This window comes from Micromonospora sp. CPCC 206060, from assembly GCF_036906895.1.
Lineage (GTDB): Bacteria > Actinomycetota > Actinomycetes > Mycobacteriales > Micromonosporaceae > Micromonospora.
Map to the genome: position 1 here is coordinate 1 of NZ_JBAKHU010000092.1, position 18,059 is coordinate 18,059.

Genomic DNA, 18,059 nt, shown 5'->3' on the forward strand with positions numbered 1-18,059 from the left:
ACCACGGACGCGATGTTCACGGTCACGACGACTCCTCAGTCAGTCCGAACGGGAGAGAAGAGAAGGCCGGCGGCGCGGGCCATGACCTGGCCCAACGCCACCGCGCCAGCACGAGATAGCGGTACGGCAACACCCGTACCGGGTAGTGCCGCGCGGACGTCGCCCTTGCCCAACACCCCGCTCTCCCCGGCTCTGCACCGGGGGTCGGCCACGCCGTGTGGCTCAAGGCAGGGGTCTACCGAGGGCGACCCTGTCCGCGCTTGTTGCAGAAAGTCGCTGTTGAGTTCTCAATGAGCGAGCGCACAGCGGTCCGTACGCGAACGCCGCAGCCGAAGCCGCAACGCCGACGCCGCTAACCAACCGGCTTGTCGTTCCTGGCTAGCCAGGTGCGATGGGATGACGGTAGGCGTACTTGGCTAGTCAGGTCAAGGCGGTGCGGCAAACTTTCCCAACTTGGCTAGTCAGAGCTACCGTGGGCGGGTGAGCGAGAACCTTGACTTCCTCGGCCAGCTAGATCCCGATGACCCAAAACAGGCGTCGCAGCAGATCGCCAACAAGCTGCGGGCGGCCATCCTCACGCGACGGCTTGCCCCTGGTGACAAGCTGCCGTCACAGCCTGAGCTAGCAGCGCGCTACGGCGTGGCACGGGAAACGGTCAAGCGTGCGCTTGACCTGCTCCGGGCAGAGCGGCTGATCGTGTCCCGGCAGGGCAGCGGCGCGTTCGTCCGGGCGCAGACACAGCGAGCCGTCGAGCTGCGTCCCCACATCGAATCGGCGTTCGAACGCCCTCACGTCACCATCGACTTTGCTGGCTTCTCGGGCGAGACGCTTCGGGACGCGCTCGCCGAAGCGCTCGACAAGGTGCGTGTCGGACGGCTCGCGCCGGAGACGATCGCTGTGCGAGTCTTGATCTCCGACATGACCGCGCCGATGGCGCTGCCCGCACGGGCTGAAACCCAGGCCGACGACCCGGCCGTACGCGAACGCGCCGAGCGCATTACCCGCCGAGCGGCAGACGGGATCATCGATCAGGTTACCGAGTTGGGCGACCTCGGCCTGATCCGGTCGACCACCGTCGAGGTACGGATGCACCGGGCATCCCCGCTGTTTAAGCTCTACATCCTCAACGGCGAGGAAGTCTTCTACGGCTTCTACCCGGTTGTGGAACGCACCGTTTCGATCAAAGGTGAGCCGCTGGCCATCTATGACCTGATGGGGAAGGACGTGCCGCTGTTCCACTACGCGGTGACCGATGACGACACCTCGCACGGGACGCAGTTCGTGGAAGCGTCCCGCCAGTGGTTCGACTCCGTGTGGTCGACCATCGCCTACCGGTACGACGGATGAACGCCGACCTTGACCGGCTGCTAGCCGGGGTGGGGGCGGTGCTGCTCGACTTCGACGGACCCGTGTGCAGCGTATTCGCCGGCTACCCCGCACCGCAGGTTGCCGCCGAGCTGGTCGACGTGCTCCGGCGTCACGGCGTCGACGTGCCGCCGGATCTCGCCAGCGAGCCGGACCCGTTAGAGGTGCTACGCCGCACCGGCGCGGCCGGCGACCAGGACGTCACGCGGGCGGTAGAGGACGCACTCTGCGAAGCGGAGCGCCGCGCCGTCGAGACTGCCGAACCCACGCCGTACGGCCGGGAAGTCATCGTGGCAGCCCGTCAGGCGGGGGTTCCCGTGGCGGTGGTGAGCAACAACTCTGCTGGCGCAGTGATCGCGTACCTGACAGCGCACAGGCTTGCCGCCTACGTCTCGCCGGTGATTGGCCGGGCGTACGCCGACCCGGCTCGCATGAAGCCCAACCCAGAGCCAATCTTGGAAGCTGTGCGCGCTGTGCGCGAGCCGGCGTCCCGGTGCGTGCTTATCGGTGACTCGCTCTCTGATATCGAGGGGGCGCGAGCCGCCGGGGTGCGGGCGATCGGCTACGCGAATCGTCCGGCCAAGGTTGAACTGTTACGGGATGTCGGAGCGAACGTCGTCATCACGAGCATGGCCGGAATAGCAGATGCCCTGCTTAAGGATGCCGACGTCAAATTGCAAAGTGACCGATGAGCAGGGGTGTCAGCGGGCAAACCGATGTAGTGTCGACCCGTTAGCATTAGATGGTCCATTGCGCGCGAACATTACCGATCTAGCTGTTTTTCCGTGCCTGCGTAGGTAGAGGACGGACCTGCCGCCAGTGCTCGCAAGACGCGAAACGCCCGGCCCCCCCAACGGGGGGTCGGCCGGACGTTTCGCCTGATTCCCGTCGGTTCTCAGGCAGGTAAGCGCCTTTGCGCCCTTTCTTGCTTCCGTCAGGGTTGGAGCAACCGATTACACCGCGCGAAGTCGCCTAGGAGTTGCTTCTGAGACCAGGTTGGCAAGCTCGTTCACCTTTTGTTGTAGAGAGGCTATGCTTGCGCGAATATCCTCGTCGGCCGTTTGGGTGAGGTAACTGGGATCGATGAGATCAATGCTCCTCGAAGTTGCAGAAAGGGCCTTCTGCAACTTTGCTTTCTGCTCTCGACTCGAAATTTCGGGATCTTCCTGCACCGCGCTCGCTACGACCTCCTGCACGGCAGAGTATGCCGCCTTGGCCGCATCAGGACTGGACTGCGGATCCCCAATCTCCGCCAGTCGACCTGTGATCTTCTCTAGTGTTGATTCGGCGAGCTGAATGACGTTACCGCTAGGGGTCAGCGCCTTTCCTTGCTGAACTACCTGTGTAACATAGTCGGCGTGTTCGGCCTTTCTCGACTCAATGCTTACAGCCTTCTTGATTTCTGGAATGGCAGCAATTGCCTTGGCCATGCGAGCCTGCATGTGTTCATCGTGTTCAACCCGGTCAAGGAGTGCTGCGCAGGCCGCCTCTGCCGTTCTCTCATCGCCAAGGATTGCGGTTCTTAGCGCTCCAGGGTGCTCGGCAATCCTTACTGCTTGCCCATAGCTAATGCCGGAAATGTCGGCTTGGCGCGCGATACTCTCTCGGCGATCAGAGCTTTGTTCGTAGGTTACGAAATAGTCGGACCACAAACCGGATTCCGGTAGGTCGATCTGCGTGCCGGGGGTTAACTCGTCTGCCGATGGGACAATTCCTGCTGAGGACGCCCGTTCCCATGCCCGGTAGAAGCGCGTAACCCGGTCCCTGGAACAACCAGCCTTGGCCGCGAAATCGGCTACCGTGACCTTCTGGCTCACCGATTCGGAACCTGTGCCGAGTTTCTGGCCTTTCCTTCCGCCAGCCTTTCTCGGCTGAACGCTACGCGCCACCATCAAGCCGAATAGCCAACCTCCTGCCCGAGCATACTCGCCGAAATGACGAGCGTCGCGGTCGATGGGGCTCATCCGTTCGCTGTCGACCGCAGACGCTTGGAGATCCGCGACGCTTATCCCGAGTTCTTGGCTCAGCAGACCCAGGGTGCGCCTGTCGTCCCCGATAACGCGTACAAGGTCGTGAACAGTCTGCCCAAGCCCAGCAGTGGGCGCAGAGGTAACGAAGGATTCGAACGAATTATGCTCCACCTCTTCGCCGCGGGGCGTAGTGAAACGTCGCCAAGCTCCTTCTTCAAGTGTTCGTCGAACCAGCGCTGGAGCAGTTTCCATGCCGTTGACCGTGGAACGGACAGCCGAACTGAGAACGTTAACTAAGACCGCATTTCCTTCTGAGTTAATCATGACAACTCCTTGAGCCACTTATCCAGGAGATTGAGACGCTTGTGAAGTGAATCCAACGGGGCATGAGATATCTTGTTGCCGAGAGTTTTGTTCATCTCGCCATGAATGTGGGAATGTGGCACTCCCTTCGCCATGGCCAGTCTACCGACTTTGCGATTAATCAGGTTTCGGAGATCCAGTTTCTGGGCAGACAAGGGCATGTTGTTGCTTGGTTCGGGCTGCCGCTGCTCAGGAAGTGAAGGAACATCGCCGGCCAGGCGTAGAATGAGCGCTACAGCCTCGGGAGTGGTATGACGAGGCAGCGCCGTGCCGGCAGCCGCGAGAACCGCCTCGGCGCGGTTTTTCTCCTCGGTAGTAATGGAGGTACCGCTAGCAATGGTTGCATGGTGGCTTGCCGGCGATGATCCGACCACCTCGATAGGGGGGATAAGTGCTGGCGGCTCGCCAAAGTCGCCGGAATCCTGCGTCTCTCTTACACGCTTTTCTTGCTCGGCGAGCACAGCGTCAACGGTCTTCTCAATGTCTCTTGCATAGGTCAGCAAGGGCTCAATTGATGGAATGAAGACCCTTGCAGTCGTTTCGTCCTCCAGGCCGCGCATCCTGACAAAGCGTCCGACAACCTGGATGAAGTACATTTGAGTGCGTATGCGTGAGGCATACACGCCCACGGCAAGCCTCGGAATGTCCACGCCTTCGGCCACCATCTGAACCGCGACGATCCAGCGCGTGCTAGCTTCTGCAAACTGCTTGATAATCTTGGACGCCTCTGGCTCATCAGAGACGGCCACTGAAGGTCGCTCGCCGGTTATCGACTCAAGAATGTTCGCATAAGCGCGGGCGGCACTTTGATCGCTAGCCACTACTAGCCCGCCGGCGTCAGGGACGTCAGCCCGGGCGAGGGTCAGAGCGGCGTTTGCCTCTTTGAGGACTGAAGGAATCCAGTCCTTTGTTGGGTCGAGGGCCGCGCGTAGCGCGGGAGGAACGGTTTTTTCGTCAGTATCGGCGAGCGAGATGGAGGTTGTTTGGTGCTCGCCTGCTCTGCGCCAATGGGACTCGCCGTCCATCGCAGGGAAGACGGCCGGTCGAACCACACCACCGTCCGCTAGAGCCATGCCGTAGTCGTAGTTGTAGCCGGGCACGGCTCGGCCCTGCTCGTACTGAACGAAGGGGATAGGCTTGGCGTCACTCCTGAAAGGAGTTCCCGAAAGAAGAAGCCGCCGAGCGGCCGGCTCAAAAGCCTCCTTGAGTGCCTGCCCCCACGCTAGATCCTCTCCGTCGCCAGCATGGTGGATTTCGTCGAAGATGACAAGCGTAGGGCGCCGTGAGCATTGTCTGCGCCAGAGAAGCGGCGCCGAGGCAACGGCATGATAAGTCGTTACTACACCATCGAAGTCGGGACTGACCGCAGCGTTGGCGTTCACGAACGTATCGTCTAGCTGAATTCCCATCCGGTGAGCGGCCTGAGCCCACTGGCGCTTGAGATGTGAAGTAGGAACAACGACGACGAGGTTTTTCGCGGCTCTCTGGTCTATCAGATCTTGGGTAATAGTCAACGCGAAAGTGGTCTTACCAGCACCAGGCGTCGCAACCACCAAGAAGTTTTGCCCAGGGCCACCGTTGCGGCTGTGATAGAACTCGCGAGCTTCCTGTTGCCACTCGCGCAGTCCGAATGCATCCGACATTGATTGTTTACCCTTCTTTAAGTTGCATTTCGGACACAGTGCCTGGCCATTGATTACGTCAGTTGCGCCACCAGAAGACCAGGCGTCGACATGATCTCCGTGCCAACCTTGTGGAAGCTCGTTACCGCAACTAACACAGCGGCCATCGGCCGCGATGAACAACGCCACGCGCTCAGCACTGCCGAACCGACGTCGTGGATCGCGAGCGGTCGGGCCCTCCGTCATAGCCCATGAGGATATCGGGAGGGTCCGACAGGGCCTGCCTCCACAAGGGATAGAAGCCCGAAAGTGCAGGCTCTGTCGTAGATGCGACACTATGCCGACCTACTCTCTGCCCTGACTCCTCCCGTCGTGGCCACGTCGCGTCGACCAGCACTGCGTCCGTGACCCCTGCGCCGTATCCGTGTCGCGGGTAGAGCCGTGGCTTACATATCGGCTGGTCAGCGCCGTGAGCTACGTGGTCTTGAAAACCGGTAAGGGGGCAACCTCTTCGTGGGTTCGAATCCCACACCCTCCGCTCCCCGGACAGCCCTGCCCACCGATGCACGAGGCGTAGACCTTCAACAGCACGTGCACGCTGTGCCCTGCCCTGCCCTGCCCTGCCCTGCCCTGCCCTGCCCTGCCCTGCCCGCTGCGCTCGCGCTGCGCGGACGCAGGAGTACCTCACTTCTGGCGGGGCGCCACCGCACTCGTTCTCCAACGCCATCTGCCGAACCCGGCACAATCCCCGAACGCCGTACGGTTGGTCCACCTAGCCTCGATGACATGGGGCGGCAGAGGACCCGGCCGATGATCCGGGGCGAGCGCGTACAGATGGCGGGGATGGTGGTGGTCACCGCGGGACTCGCCGTGGTCGGCGTGCTGACCCTCGCTGGGGTGATCACCTTCAGCGGCTGGGGCGAGGGGACCCTCACCGTGCGACTCGTCTGCGGCGGGCTGTTCACGGTGCTCGGCCTGGCCGGTTTGGCCGGAGCCGGTGCCAGGTTGATCGACGGGCAGATGCCGGTCGAGCCGGAGACCACCGTTCAACTCTCCGGTCCGGAGGCCCAGGCCCTCCAGCAGTTCGGCACCGGTCTCTACGGCTGCGGCGGTGCACGTGGGCCACACCCCGGGGTGGGCGAGTTCTGACGTACCGGGGCGCGGGGGCGGGTAGCCGCCGTCCGTACCGGTCAGGCGGGCGCGGGTTGCCTACCGGCTGGCGTGGACCAGGAGTCGAGTACGCCCAGAACCCCCTTGGCGAGCAGCCAAATCGCGGCGCTCGGTACGACGAAGCTCGGAACGACGAAAAGCCATGCCGTCCAGGAATCGGCTTTGCCCCAGTCGCCGTTGATGACTGCCAGCAACGTGCCGATAATGGAGAGACCTGTGGTCGAGTAAAGCATGATCACCAGGGCGGCGGTGTTCAGGCTGCGGATGTGCGGGCTTTCCGGTTCCTTTTCTCGCCTGGTCGACCCGAATATGCTGAACGCGATCCAGGCGAAGGGAACGGCAATCGCGGCAATGATGATCGCGGGTGCCGCGGCGAGCCAGTCCCTGTCGAGTCGCAGCCACACCCACAATGCCTCGCCGACTCGACCCAGCAGGAGTATCTCCGACATGTAGGCCACGCTGAGAAACGTGAACCGAAGAAGGCGGTCGGGGCGACTGTTGTGGAGGGCGGGGGCGTTTTCCCCGTTGCCTGCCGATTGATCGAAGTAGGCGTGGATGATCAGCACGATCCCGCCGACGGCGGCTACCGTGCCTGCGGCGAGCATTCCGCTCGATACCGCTGTCGCGGACCAGATGCGACGACAGGCGCCGCTGTCCTCACCGGAGATCAACACGAACAGGTATGAGCAGAGGCCGAGTGCGATGAAGCCGGAAAGGAGCGGCGCCAGCGCGGGTATTCGTGCCGACGGGTTCCTGGGTTGTCTTTCCACGAGCAGGAACACCATGCCCGCGAACATGAAACCACTGATCAGTCCGCTCACTGCGGACATGGCTGGAGCTGCGCCTGCGACATCCCAGGCTGCATCACTGCAAGGCTGGTTCATGGACGCGTCCCTATGGTGGTGGGTGGAGGGAACGGACGATATCCAAAATAGGTGCGCGGGGCAACCCTCTTGTTCGTGATGGTGACGAATAGCCGGGCAGGGCGGCTATGTGAGGTGCCCTCAATAAACAGCCGTAACAGCCACTGTCGCTGAGGGGTGTTTGCTGATCGAGTCCGGTGCCCGCCGGAAGGCGTCGGTGACCCCGGAAGGGGGGCCGGAAGGGGGGCCGTAGGGCCCACACCTTCCGGCCACCGTGTGAGGCCGCCGGCCCCGGGATGTCGTGCGCGGTTTGCCGTCCGCATCGGGGTAAGAAGGGCGCAGCGATCCGCATACCGGAAGGACTTCCGCGATGACCCTTGAGCGCCCCATCGCCCCAGACCCGTACGAGCTGCTGCCGACCGTCCCGCCGTTCACGCTGACCAGCAACGACGTGCAGAACGGTGAGCCGATGGAGCTGACCTTCGCGCACGGCAGCGTCGGCGGGGAGAACCTGTCACCCCAGCTTGCCTGGTCGGACTTCCCCGCCGAGACGAAGAGCTTCGTGGTCACCTGCCTCGACCCGGACGCCCCGACCGGCAGCGGCTTCTGGCACTGGGTACTGGTCAACCTGCCGGTGTCGGTGACCCAGCTACCGCAGGGTGCCGGCAGCGCCGCGTCGACCGGTGACGACCTCGGCGGTGCCTTCAGCATCCGGAACGACTACGGCGACCGTGGGTACGGCGGTGCCGCCCCGCCGGCCGGGGACCGGCCGCACCGGTACGTCTTCGCCGTGCACGCCGTCGACGTGGAACGGCTGGACGTCACCCCGGACGTCAGCCCGGCGGTGGTCGGGTTCAACCTGGCGTTCCACACCCTGGCCCGGGCGGTGATCCGTCCGACCTTCCAGGTAAAGGAGTGACCTGAAACACAGGCGCTACCGGGTGGTGCCGGACGATCGGCGCCGGCACCACCCGGAAGGCTGTCCTGCCCCGGGCCGGTACCCGGGCCGCCAGCCTCAGCCGGGTACCCGGGCCACCGCGAAGACGGACTGACCGAACGGCGGTAGCACCCGCTCCTCGGCCCACCGGGTCAACGGCAGCACCGTGCTGTCGTACACCTTGACCATCGGCCCCTCCTTCGGCATCAGGCGGAACACCTTGGTCGCCATGAAGTAGCCGATCAGGCCGAGCGCGTTCGCGTAGTGCATCTTCTCGATGGTCAGGCCGGCCTCGGTGAGCGCCGCGCCGAGGGTCTTCTTGGTGTAGCGCCGGACGTGACCGGTCGCAATGTCCGCCGGACCCATGGCGAACTGGAACGCGGGCACGATCAGCACCACCGCGCCCCCCGGCCGGACCAGGTCCCGCATGCTGGCCAGCGCCCCGACGTGGTCCTCGATGTGCTCCAGGACGTTGTAGGAGACGGCCGCGCTGTAGTCGCCCCGCTCCGTGTGCGGCAGCAGCATCTGCCGTACCTCGATCTTGGGGTGGTCGGCGAGCCGCTCCTTGAGGGCGATTAGCCGGTCCGGGTCCGCCTCGGTGGCGGTGAACCGTTCGAAGTGCGGCGCCCATTCCAGCACGTAGTCGCCCAACCCGCTGCCGACCTCGATTGGATCGTCGCCGAGGTACGGGATGGCCAACTCCACGAACCAGCGCCGGTGGTTGACCGCGGTGGCGAGTCCTTCGAGGACCTCTGACTGGACCCGCTGGTCCCCGGTGATCTCTGCCATGGCGTCGATTCCTCGCGATCTGAACTCGACCTTCTGGACCGACAGAGTGAACCATCTACGGCGACGGTAGGGAAATCGGGCCACCTCGCCGGTCATCACACATACCCCGCGATGCTTCACTACGCTCCGAAGCGGGATGATTACCTCACATCGGCGGGATGTCACGGCACTGGCGAGCTTCGCCCTGCTCGCCGGATGGGTGACCCTCCGGCTCTGGCGTCACCCCGGTCACGGCGTACGCGCCAACCCGACCGACCAGGCCCAGTTCGAGTGGATGCTGGCGCACGGGGCGCGGGTGGTCACCCGGCTGGCCTACCCGTTCGTCACCTACCAGATGAACGTCCCCGACGGGGTGAACCTGATGGCCAACACCTCCGTCCTGGCCATCTCCCTGCCCCTGTCCCCGCTCACCCTCACCCTCGGCCCCCAGGTGTCGTTCAACGTCTTCCTGACCCTGGCGCTGGCCGGTACCGCGACCTCCTGGTACCTGGTGCTGTCCCGGCAGTTCCTCCGGTCCCGGGCGGCGGCCTGGGTCGGTGCGGTCTTCTGCGCCTTCGCCCCCGGCATGGTCTCGCACGCGAACGGGCACCCGAACATCGTCGCGCAGTTCCTGGTACCGCTGATCATCTGGCGGACCCTGCGGCTGCGTGAACCCGGCCGCGCGGTCCGCAACGGCGTACTGCTCGGTCTGCTGATCGTGGTCCAGGGCTTCGTCAACCTGGAGATCCTGCTGATGACGGCGATCGGCCTGGGTGTCGTGGTCGCCGTCCTGGCAGCCCTGCGGCCGGATCTGCGGGCCGACACCCGGACCTTCCTCGCCGGCCTCGCGGTGGCCGCCGTGCTCGCCACGGTCGTGCTCGCCTACCCGCTCTACGTCCAGTTCTTCGGTCCGAACGCCTACCAGGGACTGTCCCGGACCATCCGGGGCTACCGGGCGGATCTGGCGTCCTTCGTGGCCTTCTCCGGGGAATCGTTCGCCGGGGACCCGCGTACCACGAAGCGGTTGGCCCAGAACCCGAGTGAGGAGAACGCCTTCTTCGGTTGGCCGCTGGCCGTACTCGTGCCGGCGCTGGTCTGGTGGCTGCGACACCACGCGGTGGTGCTCGGCCTCGCCGCCACCGGTCTGCTCTTCGCCGTGGTGTCCGTGGGGCGGGAGATCCGTTGGGAGGGACGGGACACCGGCATCCCGGCACCCTGGACGCTCCTGGAGAACCTGCCGATCCTGCACTCGGTGGTACCGACCCGCTGGGCACTGGCCATCACCCCGGTGGTCGGCCTGCTCCTGGCGTACGGCGTGCAGCACGTCGTCGACCTCGGCGACCGGTACCCCGATGCCCGGCCGCAGTTGCGCCTGGCCACCGGCACCGTCCTGGCGATGGCACTGCTGCCGATCGCGCCCACGCCCCTGCCGAGCGCGCCGATCCCGTCGACCCCGGAGTTCGTCAGCTCGGGAGCCTGGCGGGAGTACCTGGCCGGCGGTCGCAGTCTGGTGGCGCTGCCGCTGCCGGACAACACCTACCCGGACCCGTTGCGCTGGTCGGCGCAGACCGGTCTGGATCTCCGGCTGGCCAGGGGCTACTTCCTCGCTCCGGACACCCGTCCGGACGCGCCCGAGCCGATGGTCGCGCTCTTCACCGCCCCGCCCCGGCCCACCAGCGCCTTCTTCAAGAGCATCCAGCGGACCGGCCAGGTCCCTGCGGTCACCCCGCAGCGCCGGGCCGCCGCCGTGGCCGACCTGCGGTACTGGCGGGCCGGCGTGGTGGTACTCGCCCCGCAGCCGTACGAGGAGGCGCTGCGGCAGGGCATGACGGCACTGAGCAGGGTGCAGCCGGTGCGGACCGGTGGGGTCTGGCTGTGGGACGTCCGCCCGCTGGTGGGCTGAGCCCAGCGCGGAACCTGCCGGGGTGGGATCAGGGCTGGACGCAGCAGCCGGAGCAGTACCTCGGGTTGGGCAGGGTGAACGCGAGGCAGCAGGTGCGGCGCTGGACCGTCACTTCACCGGCCGGGCCGGGTACCAGCTCGACCAGGTCGGCCAGGTCGAGCGCGCCGAGCAGGGTGTCGATCTGGTCGGCGGCGGACCCGGGCAGGACGTCCGCGGCCCGCAGGATGCCGTGGGCGATGCCGGAGGCCACCGAACCGAGCAGGGTACGCGTTCCGATGCGTACCTCCCGTTGCATGGCGGTGATCACCGGGGCGAAGTGGTCGTCGAGCAGCGAGGTGCGGAGCAGGCCGAGCAGTTCGGTCCCGTCGGCGACCACCCGGATCTCGGGTCGCCCGCTCAGTGCCAGCGGGTCCCCGGGCAGGACGGCGATGGTGGTGGAGCGGCGCAGGCCCATGGTGGGCAGGGAGGCGTGGTCGGCGGAGTTGAACACGACGTCCGTCGGATGCGGCAGCGGTACCCGGCGGGCCGAGGCCCAGCCGAGTACGGCGGGCAGGGCCACGTAGTAGCTGTACGACTTCCAGGCCAGGGCGGCGCAGGCGTGCGGGGTGCCCTGCCACATCCGGGCCGCTGCGGCGAGCAGGTCGGGTATGCGGGCGCCGGTCACCAGTTCGGTCGCCGGCCACCAGCCGGCCTCGTCGGTGACCAGGAGACCGGGTACGACACCGGGCAGGTCGTCGGTACCGAACATGGCCCGCAGGGTGGCGCTGACCGGCGCCAGCGGCGCAGCAGCGGGTGCCTGGTGGTCGACGGTGACGGTCATGCCGGACGGCCGTCCGGCCCTGGCCTCGACAACGTCACCTCGATCATCCCCCTGTCGTCGTCCGGTCGCCTACCGGCTTCTGAGCTAAGGCTAGCCTAACCACGACTTCGTGTCTAAGGGAAGCCTTACCAACTTCGGGCTGTCGACCGCAGGTCGACCGGCGACCCGCCGGGCCTGCTCAGATGGCCCCTGTTCCGGCGGCCCAGGTCTGCTGCCCCTACTGCGGGTGTGCGGCTTTCTACCCGGCCGTGATCGGCGGAAACCGTTGCACATCGTGACCCACGGTGAGGAGATTGTTTCCCATGGCGACGTGCGGATGCGGTACGGTGCCGGAATAATCGATGTAGGTAATTAAGTTGTCAAGTCAATTGTCAGGAAAGTGGCACTTTGATAGTGATCGCCTGGTCCGCCAGGAAACTTGAGACTCCCGGCTATGAGGACTCTGATGACCAGCTCGCCCATCGAACGGGCTGCCGACTCGTTCGCGGCTGAACTCGCCCGTCAGCGGACCGAACGGGGCCTGACCAAGAAGCAGCTCGCCACGCAGATGGGGTTCGACCCGTCGTACGTCAGTCACGTGGAGAGCCGCCGGCACCGCCCCACCGAGGACTTCGCCCGACGGGCCGAGGCGGTCCTCGGCGCCGCCGGCGCCATCTGGCAGCGGTTCCAGGAGTACGACGAACTCCGCAACGCCCGGTCGAATCCGGTGCACCGGGACCCGCCGGTCCCCGAGCAGTGGATGCCGCCCGGTACCGGCCTCATCGTGGAGCAGGAAACCGCCGCCCTCACCCACCACGACGACTCCTACCGGTGCGTCATCCGCCGGGCGCTCTACAACGCCGGCACCGAACCGGTCACGAGATACCTGGTCCGGGTGGCCGTCGACCGCTACCCCAGCGACCCCGGCCGGTCCAACCAGCACCACCGGGACCACCCACTCACCTTCGGCGAGTTGGAACTGCGCGCCCACTGTGACGACCAGGGAAACCTGGAACCGATGGACTGGCGGGCCAAGCACGACCGGGACGCCTTCAAGGAGTTCTGGCTTCTCTTCGAGAACGCCGAGGGCCGTTTCCCGCTCTACCCCGGCCAGCGGGCGACCATCGAGTACTCGTACACCGTCGGGCACGAGAAGTGGGGCCCGTGGTTCCAGCGGGCAGTCCGGCTCCCCACCCGCCGCCTCAGCGTCCGACTGGACCTGCCCGCCGCCCTCGACCCCCACGTGTGGGGCGTGGAGACATCGCTGTCGGCGGAGGAGGGGCCGCTGCGCACCCCACTGGTCCGGCACGACGAGGCCGGGCGGGCGATCTTCGAGTGGACGACCGAGGAGCCGGCGCTCAACGCCCGATACCGGCTGGAGTGGCGGTTCCGTAACCAACCCGTCAGCCCGGCCGACCGGACGGAGTCGCCCACCCGGGCGAGTGACCGGATGCGCGCGGCCGGCATCGTGCAGCGCGGGGCCGACCTGCTGCGCCAGCCGGCCCGGCTGTTCGATCTGCCCCGGGAGGAAACCGTCGCCCGGGAAGTCGTCGACCAGTTGCGCGGCGCGCTCACCCGGATCGACCAACTGCATCCGTTCAGCAAGGGCGTCGGCCTGGCCGCCACTCAGCTCGGCATCCCGTGGTCGGCGGCGGTCATCCGCCCGCCGGACCGCTCGGCAGAGCTGATCGTGCTGCTCAACCCCCGGGTGGTCGACGCGGCCCTGGACACCGACGAGCAGTACGAAGGCTGCCTGTCCTTCTTCGACCAGCGAGGCCTGGTACCCCGGCCGCTCCGCATCGACGTGGAACACGCCCAGTGGGACGGGCAGCGGGTCATCACCGCCTTCGAGTTCGCCATGGCCCGGTTGGTCGCCCACGAGGTCGATCACCTGGAAGGCCGGCTCTACGTGGACCGGATGGCTCCGGGCGTACCGCTGGTACCGGTCGAGGAGTACCGCGAGACCGGCCGGCCCTGGCGGTACTGACCGCGGCCACCGGCGCGGTACCGGACGCGCAGCCGAGGCGGGGGACCGGGTCGCGTGCCCCGGGGGCAGGGCACGCGACCCGGTCTGGGGGGAGAAAAGTCCTACAGGTCACCGAAGGTGTCGTATCTGATCTGGGCGGTCGGCACCTCGTCCTGCGCCAGGGCCCGCAACGTGGACCGGACCATCGCGGCGGAGCCGGACACGAAGCAGTCGTGCGTGGTCCACGGCCCGTACCGGTTGATCACGTCCGACACGTCCCCCTGCTCGCCCTCGAAGTCCGGATCGTCACTGCACGACGGTGTGACCGACAGCCACGGGTGGTCGACCGTCAACGCCTCCAACTCGGCCAGGCCGTACAGGTCCTCCGCAGTCCGGGCGCCGTAGAAGACGTGCACCCAGCGGGTCCGGTTCCAGCCGGTCAACTCCTCCACCAGTGCCTTGATCGGGGCGATGCCCACGCCGCCGGCCACGCAGAGGATGTCCCGGGTCGAGGTCCGGTCCAGGGTCATCGAGCCCATCGGTGCCGCCAACCGGATCAGCTCACCCGGCCTGACCCGCCGGACCAACGCGCCGGAGACCCAGCCGGCCCCGACCGGCGTACGGACATGGAACTCCAGCACGTTCTCCTCGTTCGGCGCGTTCGCGATGGAGTACGTCCGCCACACCCGGGGGTGGTAGCGGGGTACCTCCAGGCTCACGTACTGACCGGCGCGGTACGGCAGGCGGTGCTGGAGGGGCCGGCAGGTGAACACCGCGGTGTCCCGGCCGCGCCGTTCATGCGTGCGCACCTCGGCGTGCCAGAACGGCGGGTTCCCGTCGTCGGCCGCCCCGGCGATCATCTTCTGGGCGATCGCCGCGTACGCGTCCCGCCATGCCTGGTCGTACTCCAGGTTCCACTGGCCGCCGGCGGCCGTACGCAGTGCGTCGAGCAGAGCGATCCCCATGGTGTGGTAGTGCTCCGGGGCGACGTGGTACTTGCGGTGGTCCCGACCGAGGTCCCGGAGGAACTCGCCGAACCGCTCCGGGTCGCCGACGGTGTGGATCGAGGTGATGATCGCCTCCAGCAACCGGTCCCGCTGCTCGTTCATCTGGGCCGGGAAGAGCTGCCGCAACTCGGGGTCGAGCAGGAAGAGCCGCGCGTAGAAGTAGCTGGCGAGCCGGTCGCGATCCTCCTCGACGAGGATCCAGCTCTCCTTCAGTAGCCGCGCGACGTTGTCCATTGACGCCCTTTCGGGATACGGCGGGAGTGTGGCCGACTTCAGGATGACAACTCACCGTGGTCGCCCGTCGCACAGAATGTGCGATCGTTTCGTGCTGTACATCCCGGTCCGTCAGCCGTCCGGTCCGTCAGTCCCGCCGGCCTCTGCCGACCTGGCCGCCCGTCGGGCACAGTGGTCCGGTGACGGTTGAGCTCACCCGCCCGGTTTCCCGACAGACCCTCGGCAGCGAGGTCCTCATCGTGCTGGGCCTGTCGCTCGGACAGTCGGCGGTCTACGCCCTGGTGACGATCATCGCCCGACTCACCGCCGAGCGGCCGCTGTCCGAGCAGACCGCCGCGCTGAACGTCTCCCAGTCGGCCCGCCCCTGGCTCGACCTGACGTACCAGTTGCTGAAGATCATTTTTGCGCTGCTGCCGGTACTGCTCGCCGTACACCTGCTCAACCGCAACCCCGGCGACGCGCCGCGCACCCTCGGCCTGGACGCCCGGCGACCCGGGACGGACCTTGCCCACGGTGCCGGTCTCGCGGCCCTGATCGGCCTGCCCGGACTGGCGCTCTTCTGGGCCGCCGCGCAGCTCGGCGTCAACGCCACCCTGGTGCCGGCGGCCCTGCCCGACCTGTGGTGGACGGTGCCCGTGCTGCTGCTCGCCGCCGCGCAGAACGCCATCCTGGAGGAGGTCATCGTCGTCGGCTACCTGGTCACCCGGCTGCGGGAACTGGGCTGGCGGATCGGCACGGTGATCGCCGCCAGCGCACTGCTGCGCGGCTCGTACCACCTCTACCAGGGATTCGGGGCGTTCGTCGGCAATGTGGTGATGGGCGTGGTGTTCACCCTCTTCTTCCTGCGTACCCGCCGGGTTATGCCGCTGGTCGTCGCGCACACCCTGCTCGACGTGGTCGCCTTCGTCGGCTACGCCCTACTGCCCAGGGAATGGTTCAGCTGGCTCTGAGCGGACCCGCTGGTCGGCCGACCCCGACCGCCCCGGGGCGCCGGCCTCCGCTGGCCGGCCCGGGACGTCAGCCCCCGGCAACCGGCGGTCGCCGATAGAACGCGACTGCGCGGGCCGCCAGCCGCTCCATCGCCGCCGAGTCACCCGCCGCTGCGGCCAGCACCGCCATCCCTGGCAGCCACCGGGCCACGAGCCGCACGGCCAGCCAGCCGCCCGCCTGCGCGCCGAGAAGCGTGACCAACCGCGGGCCGACCCCGGCAGGCCGCTGCGCCGGGCCGGTTGCGTCGTCGCCCGCGACCGGCGTCCCGTCCGGCGCGGTCAGGCTCTCCGCCAGGACGGCCCTGACCTCCCCCAGCGCGGCCCGGGCGACGGCGGCATCGGGGTGCACCCGGGTCAGCACGAGCAGTTCCACCGCCCGGTCGGGGTGTACCGGGTCCCGCCCGTGGGCAGCCGCCAGGTGCAGGACCAGCCCGGCCTGGGTGCAGGCGACCGTGACCAGCTCGGCCAGGGGTGCGAGCAGGCCGGCCAACGCCGAGGTCGCACCACCGACGGCAGCGAGCCGGCGGTACCGCCGGACGGCCAGTCGGGCCAGTCCGTCGGCGTCGGCCGCCGGGTAGATCGTCCGCATCCGGTCGGCCCAGGACCTGGCGTACGGCCCCATCGTCGCCACCGCCGTGCAAGCCAGCAGCTCCGGCGCGTGGCGGGGGTGTTCGAGCAACTGCGCGGTGGTCGGTGTGTGCAGCCCATTGGTACGCGCCGGCGTCCCCAGCGGTGCTGTCCGCCCCTGGGGCTGCTCGGCATTCTCCTGCTGAGCCTGTTCCGGCCCGTCCCTACGGGGCGGGGTGACCTTCCGGGCCGGTGCGGGACGTTTCGCTGCCGTGCTCCGTTTCCGGCCCCGGGCCGGTGGGTCACCGACCAGGGCATCCTGGATATGTTCCGGATCACCTGCTGCCGGTGTCGTCACTTCCGCCGGCGGTTGGAACAGCACGGGCGGGGCCGCGTCCGCCTTAGGACGCCGCGCCCGGGGTGCGCGGGTAGCCGGTACCGGCGTGCCGACCCCACCGGCTTCCGGGCTGCCGCGTCCCGGTCCGTCGTTTCCGTCGTTTCCGTCGTTCTCAGGCTGGCCGGCGTCGGGCGGCGGGGTGAAGGTCGGTTTCGCGGCACGGGGGCGGGGCGCCGCCTTGCCCGGGATGCGACGCGGCGGATCGGTGCGCGGCAGCTCCTCCATGCAGTTGGAGCCTAGTCGTGATGCACGTCTCCCACCCGGTTCCACGGCGGGTCGGCATAGTCGCTTTGCCCCCGACCGGTCCGTCCCTGTATCCTCGGGCAGCGGTGGTCTGCGGGCCACCGGGGAGACTTCGCCTAGTCTGGTCTATGGCGCCGCACTGCTAATGCGGTTGGGGTCTTAAAGCCCCTCCCGGGTTCGAATCCCGGAGTCTCCGCGCGAAGACCGGATGTGTATGCTGGTCGAGCACAAGCGCCCGTAGCTCAACGGATAGAGCATCTGACTACGGATCAGAAGGTTAGGGGTTCGAGTCCCTTCGGGCGCACAAAAGATCAAGGCCGTGACCTGCGAAAACAGAGGTCACGGCCTTCTTCTTTCCCATTTTCGCGCCCACCTTTCCCGCCTGATGGGACCGTGGTGCTCCGTTGGTGCTCGTCTGTTTCGGCGGGGGTTGGTGCCGGCGCGTGTCGGAACTGTCGGTGGCGGCGTGGTGCGTGTTGGTGGGTCCAGGCGGGCCCGGGGCTGTTACTGGAAGCTCGCCTGGTAGTGGGCAGACGCGCTTCCGATTCGAGCCCGGCCCGTGGCCTGGCACGGTATTTCGGCTGCACAGGATGTCGACGTGCCTTGTGCAGTCGTGGGGACGGTGGCACGGCGTCACGGGCTTGCTGGCGTTGGGTCGACGTCGCTGGCAGGGAGTCGATCAGTCAGGCCGTCGTTGAGACTGCAGCCGTGGTGCACGGTCGAGGTCGAGATGGAGCCAGGCGTCCGAGCCCTGACATTCGTCGAAGCGGTCGGAAGTGTGAGCGTGTAGCCGTTCGCGTCGTAGGTGGCGGAGTCGGTACGGGCGAGATGGCGGTCAAGTCCTGTGGAGTGGTGTTTAGCGGTTGTTGCGTGATCGTTTGTTGTTCGGTGGGTTG

Annotated in this window: 14 protein-coding genes and 2 tRNA genes; 9 read left to right on the forward strand and 7 right to left on the reverse strand. The window is 66.9% G+C overall.

Translation table 11 applies throughout. The annotated features are described in order from the left end of the window. Positions 1-480: 480 nt before the first annotated feature. Positions 481-1,347, forward strand: a complete 867-nt coding sequence (locus V6U90_RS29730; RefSeq protein WP_334443729.1) for a GntR family transcriptional regulator — start codon at positions 481-483, stop codon at positions 1,345-1,347. Continuing rightward, complete coding sequence (locus V6U90_RS29735) at positions 1,344-2,057, forward strand: HAD family hydrolase (RefSeq protein WP_334443731.1); 714 nt, start codon at positions 1,344-1,346, stop codon at positions 2,055-2,057. The genes V6U90_RS29730 and V6U90_RS29735 overlap by 4 nt, the downstream gene beginning before the upstream one ends. A gap of 261 nt (positions 2,058-2,318) precedes the next feature. On the opposite strand, the gene V6U90_RS29740 is transcribed toward V6U90_RS29735, so the two are convergent. Both V6U90_RS29740 and V6U90_RS29745 read right to left on the reverse strand, forming a co-directional pair. After that, the gene (locus V6U90_RS29740) at positions 2,319-3,659 is read right to left on the reverse strand and encodes a hypothetical protein (protein WP_334443733.1); all 1,341 of its coding nucleotides are present in this window, start codon (positions 3,657-3,659) and stop codon (positions 2,319-2,321) included. Further along, entirely contained in the window at positions 3,656-5,566 is a 1,911-nt protein-coding gene (locus tag V6U90_RS29745) for a DEAD/DEAH box helicase (RefSeq protein WP_334443735.1), read from the reverse strand. Before V6U90_RS29745 ends, V6U90_RS29740 begins: the two co-directional genes overlap by 4 nt. A 540-nt stretch (positions 5,567-6,106) precedes the next feature. Here V6U90_RS29745 and V6U90_RS29750 point away from each other — a divergent pair. Continuing rightward, complete coding sequence (locus V6U90_RS29750) at positions 6,107-6,469, forward strand: hypothetical protein (RefSeq protein ID WP_334443737.1); 363 nt, start codon at positions 6,107-6,109, stop codon at positions 6,467-6,469. A gap of 41 nt (positions 6,470-6,510) precedes the next feature. Here the strand turns inward: V6U90_RS29750 and V6U90_RS29755 are convergent, their stop codons facing one another. Continuing rightward, the gene (locus V6U90_RS29755; protein WP_334443740.1) at positions 6,511-7,311 is read right to left on the reverse strand and encodes a hypothetical protein; all 801 of its coding nucleotides are present in this window, start codon (positions 7,309-7,311) and stop codon (positions 6,511-6,513) included. A 412-nt stretch (positions 7,312-7,723) separates the two neighbouring features. Between V6U90_RS29755 and V6U90_RS29760 the strand changes: the two genes are divergently transcribed. Then, positions 7,724-8,272 (forward strand): YbhB/YbcL family Raf kinase inhibitor-like protein, encoded by a 549-nt coding sequence (locus V6U90_RS29760; protein WP_334443743.1) that lies wholly within the window; start codon positions 7,724-7,726, stop codon positions 8,270-8,272. A 96-nt stretch (positions 8,273-8,368) separates the two neighbouring features. On the opposite strand, the gene V6U90_RS29765 is transcribed toward V6U90_RS29760, so the two are convergent. Beyond that, complete coding sequence (locus tag V6U90_RS29765) at positions 8,369-9,079, reverse strand: class I SAM-dependent methyltransferase (RefSeq protein WP_334443746.1); 711 nt, start codon at positions 9,077-9,079, stop codon at positions 8,369-8,371. Between the two features lie 136 nt (positions 9,080-9,215). Between V6U90_RS29765 and V6U90_RS29770 the strand changes: the two genes are divergently transcribed. Further along, positions 9,216-10,961, forward strand: a complete 1,746-nt coding sequence (locus V6U90_RS29770; protein ID WP_334443748.1) for a hypothetical protein — start codon at positions 9,216-9,218, stop codon at positions 10,959-10,961. Positions 10,962-10,989: 28 nt separating this feature from the next. Here the strand turns inward: V6U90_RS29770 and V6U90_RS29775 are convergent, their stop codons facing one another. Continuing rightward, the gene (locus V6U90_RS29775) at positions 10,990-11,781 is read right to left on the reverse strand and encodes a (2Fe-2S)-binding protein (RefSeq protein WP_334443750.1); all 792 of its coding nucleotides are present in this window, start codon (positions 11,779-11,781) and stop codon (positions 10,990-10,992) included. Positions 11,782-12,226: 445 nt separating this feature from the next. Between V6U90_RS29775 and V6U90_RS29780 the strand changes: the two genes are divergently transcribed. Continuing rightward, the gene (locus V6U90_RS29780; RefSeq protein WP_334443753.1) at positions 12,227-13,747 is read left to right on the forward strand and encodes a peptide deformylase; all 1,521 of its coding nucleotides are present in this window, start codon (positions 12,227-12,229) and stop codon (positions 13,745-13,747) included. A gap of 101 nt (positions 13,748-13,848) precedes the next feature. Here V6U90_RS29780 and V6U90_RS29785 read toward each other — a convergent pair whose 3' ends face one another. Then, complete coding sequence (locus V6U90_RS29785; protein ID WP_334443755.1) at positions 13,849-14,967, reverse strand: globin domain-containing protein; 1,119 nt, start codon at positions 14,965-14,967, stop codon at positions 13,849-13,851. A gap of 179 nt (positions 14,968-15,146) precedes the next feature. On the opposite strand from V6U90_RS29785, the gene V6U90_RS29790 reads away from it, so the two are divergent. Continuing rightward, positions 15,147-15,917 (forward strand): CPBP family intramembrane glutamic endopeptidase, encoded by a 771-nt coding sequence (locus V6U90_RS29790; RefSeq protein ID WP_334443757.1) that lies wholly within the window; start codon positions 15,147-15,149, stop codon positions 15,915-15,917. 67 nt (positions 15,918-15,984) lie between these two features. Here the strand turns inward: V6U90_RS29790 and V6U90_RS29795 are convergent, their stop codons facing one another. Further along, the gene (locus V6U90_RS29795; protein ID WP_334443760.1) at positions 15,985-17,145 is read right to left on the reverse strand and encodes a hypothetical protein; all 1,161 of its coding nucleotides are present in this window, start codon (positions 17,143-17,145) and stop codon (positions 15,985-15,987) included. Between the two features lie 123 nt (positions 17,146-17,268). Between V6U90_RS29795 and V6U90_RS29800 the strand changes: the two genes are divergently transcribed. Both V6U90_RS29800 and V6U90_RS29805 read left to right on the forward strand, forming a co-directional pair. After that, positions 17,269-17,359 (forward strand) — tRNA-Ser (locus V6U90_RS29800). A 35-nt stretch (positions 17,360-17,394) separates the two neighbouring features. Continuing rightward, positions 17,395-17,467, forward strand: a tRNA-Arg gene (locus tag V6U90_RS29805). Positions 17,468-18,059 lie beyond the last annotated feature (592 nt).

Coding starts and splice junctions, on each gene's coding strand:
- V6U90_RS29740 (WP_334443733.1), bottom strand. CDS start 3,659: ATGATTAACTCAGAAGGAAATGCGGTCTTAGTTAACGTTCTCAGTTCG.
- V6U90_RS29760 (WP_334443743.1), top strand. CDS start 7,724: ATGACCCTTGAGCGCCCCATCGCCCCAGACCCGTACGAGCTGCTGCCG.
- V6U90_RS29735 (WP_334443731.1), top strand. CDS start 1,344: ATGAACGCCGACCTTGACCGGCTGCTAGCCGGGGTGGGGGCGGTGCTG.
- V6U90_RS29775 (WP_334443750.1), bottom strand. CDS start 11,781: ATGACCGTCACCGTCGACCACCAGGCACCCGCTGCTGCGCCGCTGGCG.
- V6U90_RS29765 (WP_334443746.1), bottom strand. CDS start 9,079: ATGGCAGAGATCACCGGGGACCAGCGGGTCCAGTCAGAGGTCCTCGAA.
- V6U90_RS29780 (WP_334443753.1), top strand. CDS start 12,227: ATGACCAGCTCGCCCATCGAACGGGCTGCCGACTCGTTCGCGGCTGAA.
- V6U90_RS29750 (WP_334443737.1), top strand. CDS start 6,107: ATGGGGCGGCAGAGGACCCGGCCGATGATCCGGGGCGAGCGCGTACAG.
- V6U90_RS29770 (WP_334443748.1), top strand. CDS start 9,216: ATGATTACCTCACATCGGCGGGATGTCACGGCACTGGCGAGCTTCGCC.
- V6U90_RS29795 (WP_334443760.1), bottom strand. CDS start 17,145: ATGGAGGAGCTGCCGCGCACCGATCCGCCGCGTCGCATCCCGGGCAAG.
- V6U90_RS29785 (WP_334443755.1), bottom strand. CDS start 14,967: ATGGACAACGTCGCGCGGCTACTGAAGGAGAGCTGGATCCTCGTCGAG.
- V6U90_RS29745 (WP_334443735.1), bottom strand. CDS start 5,566: ATGACGGAGGGCCCGACCGCTCGCGATCCACGACGTCGGTTCGGCAGT.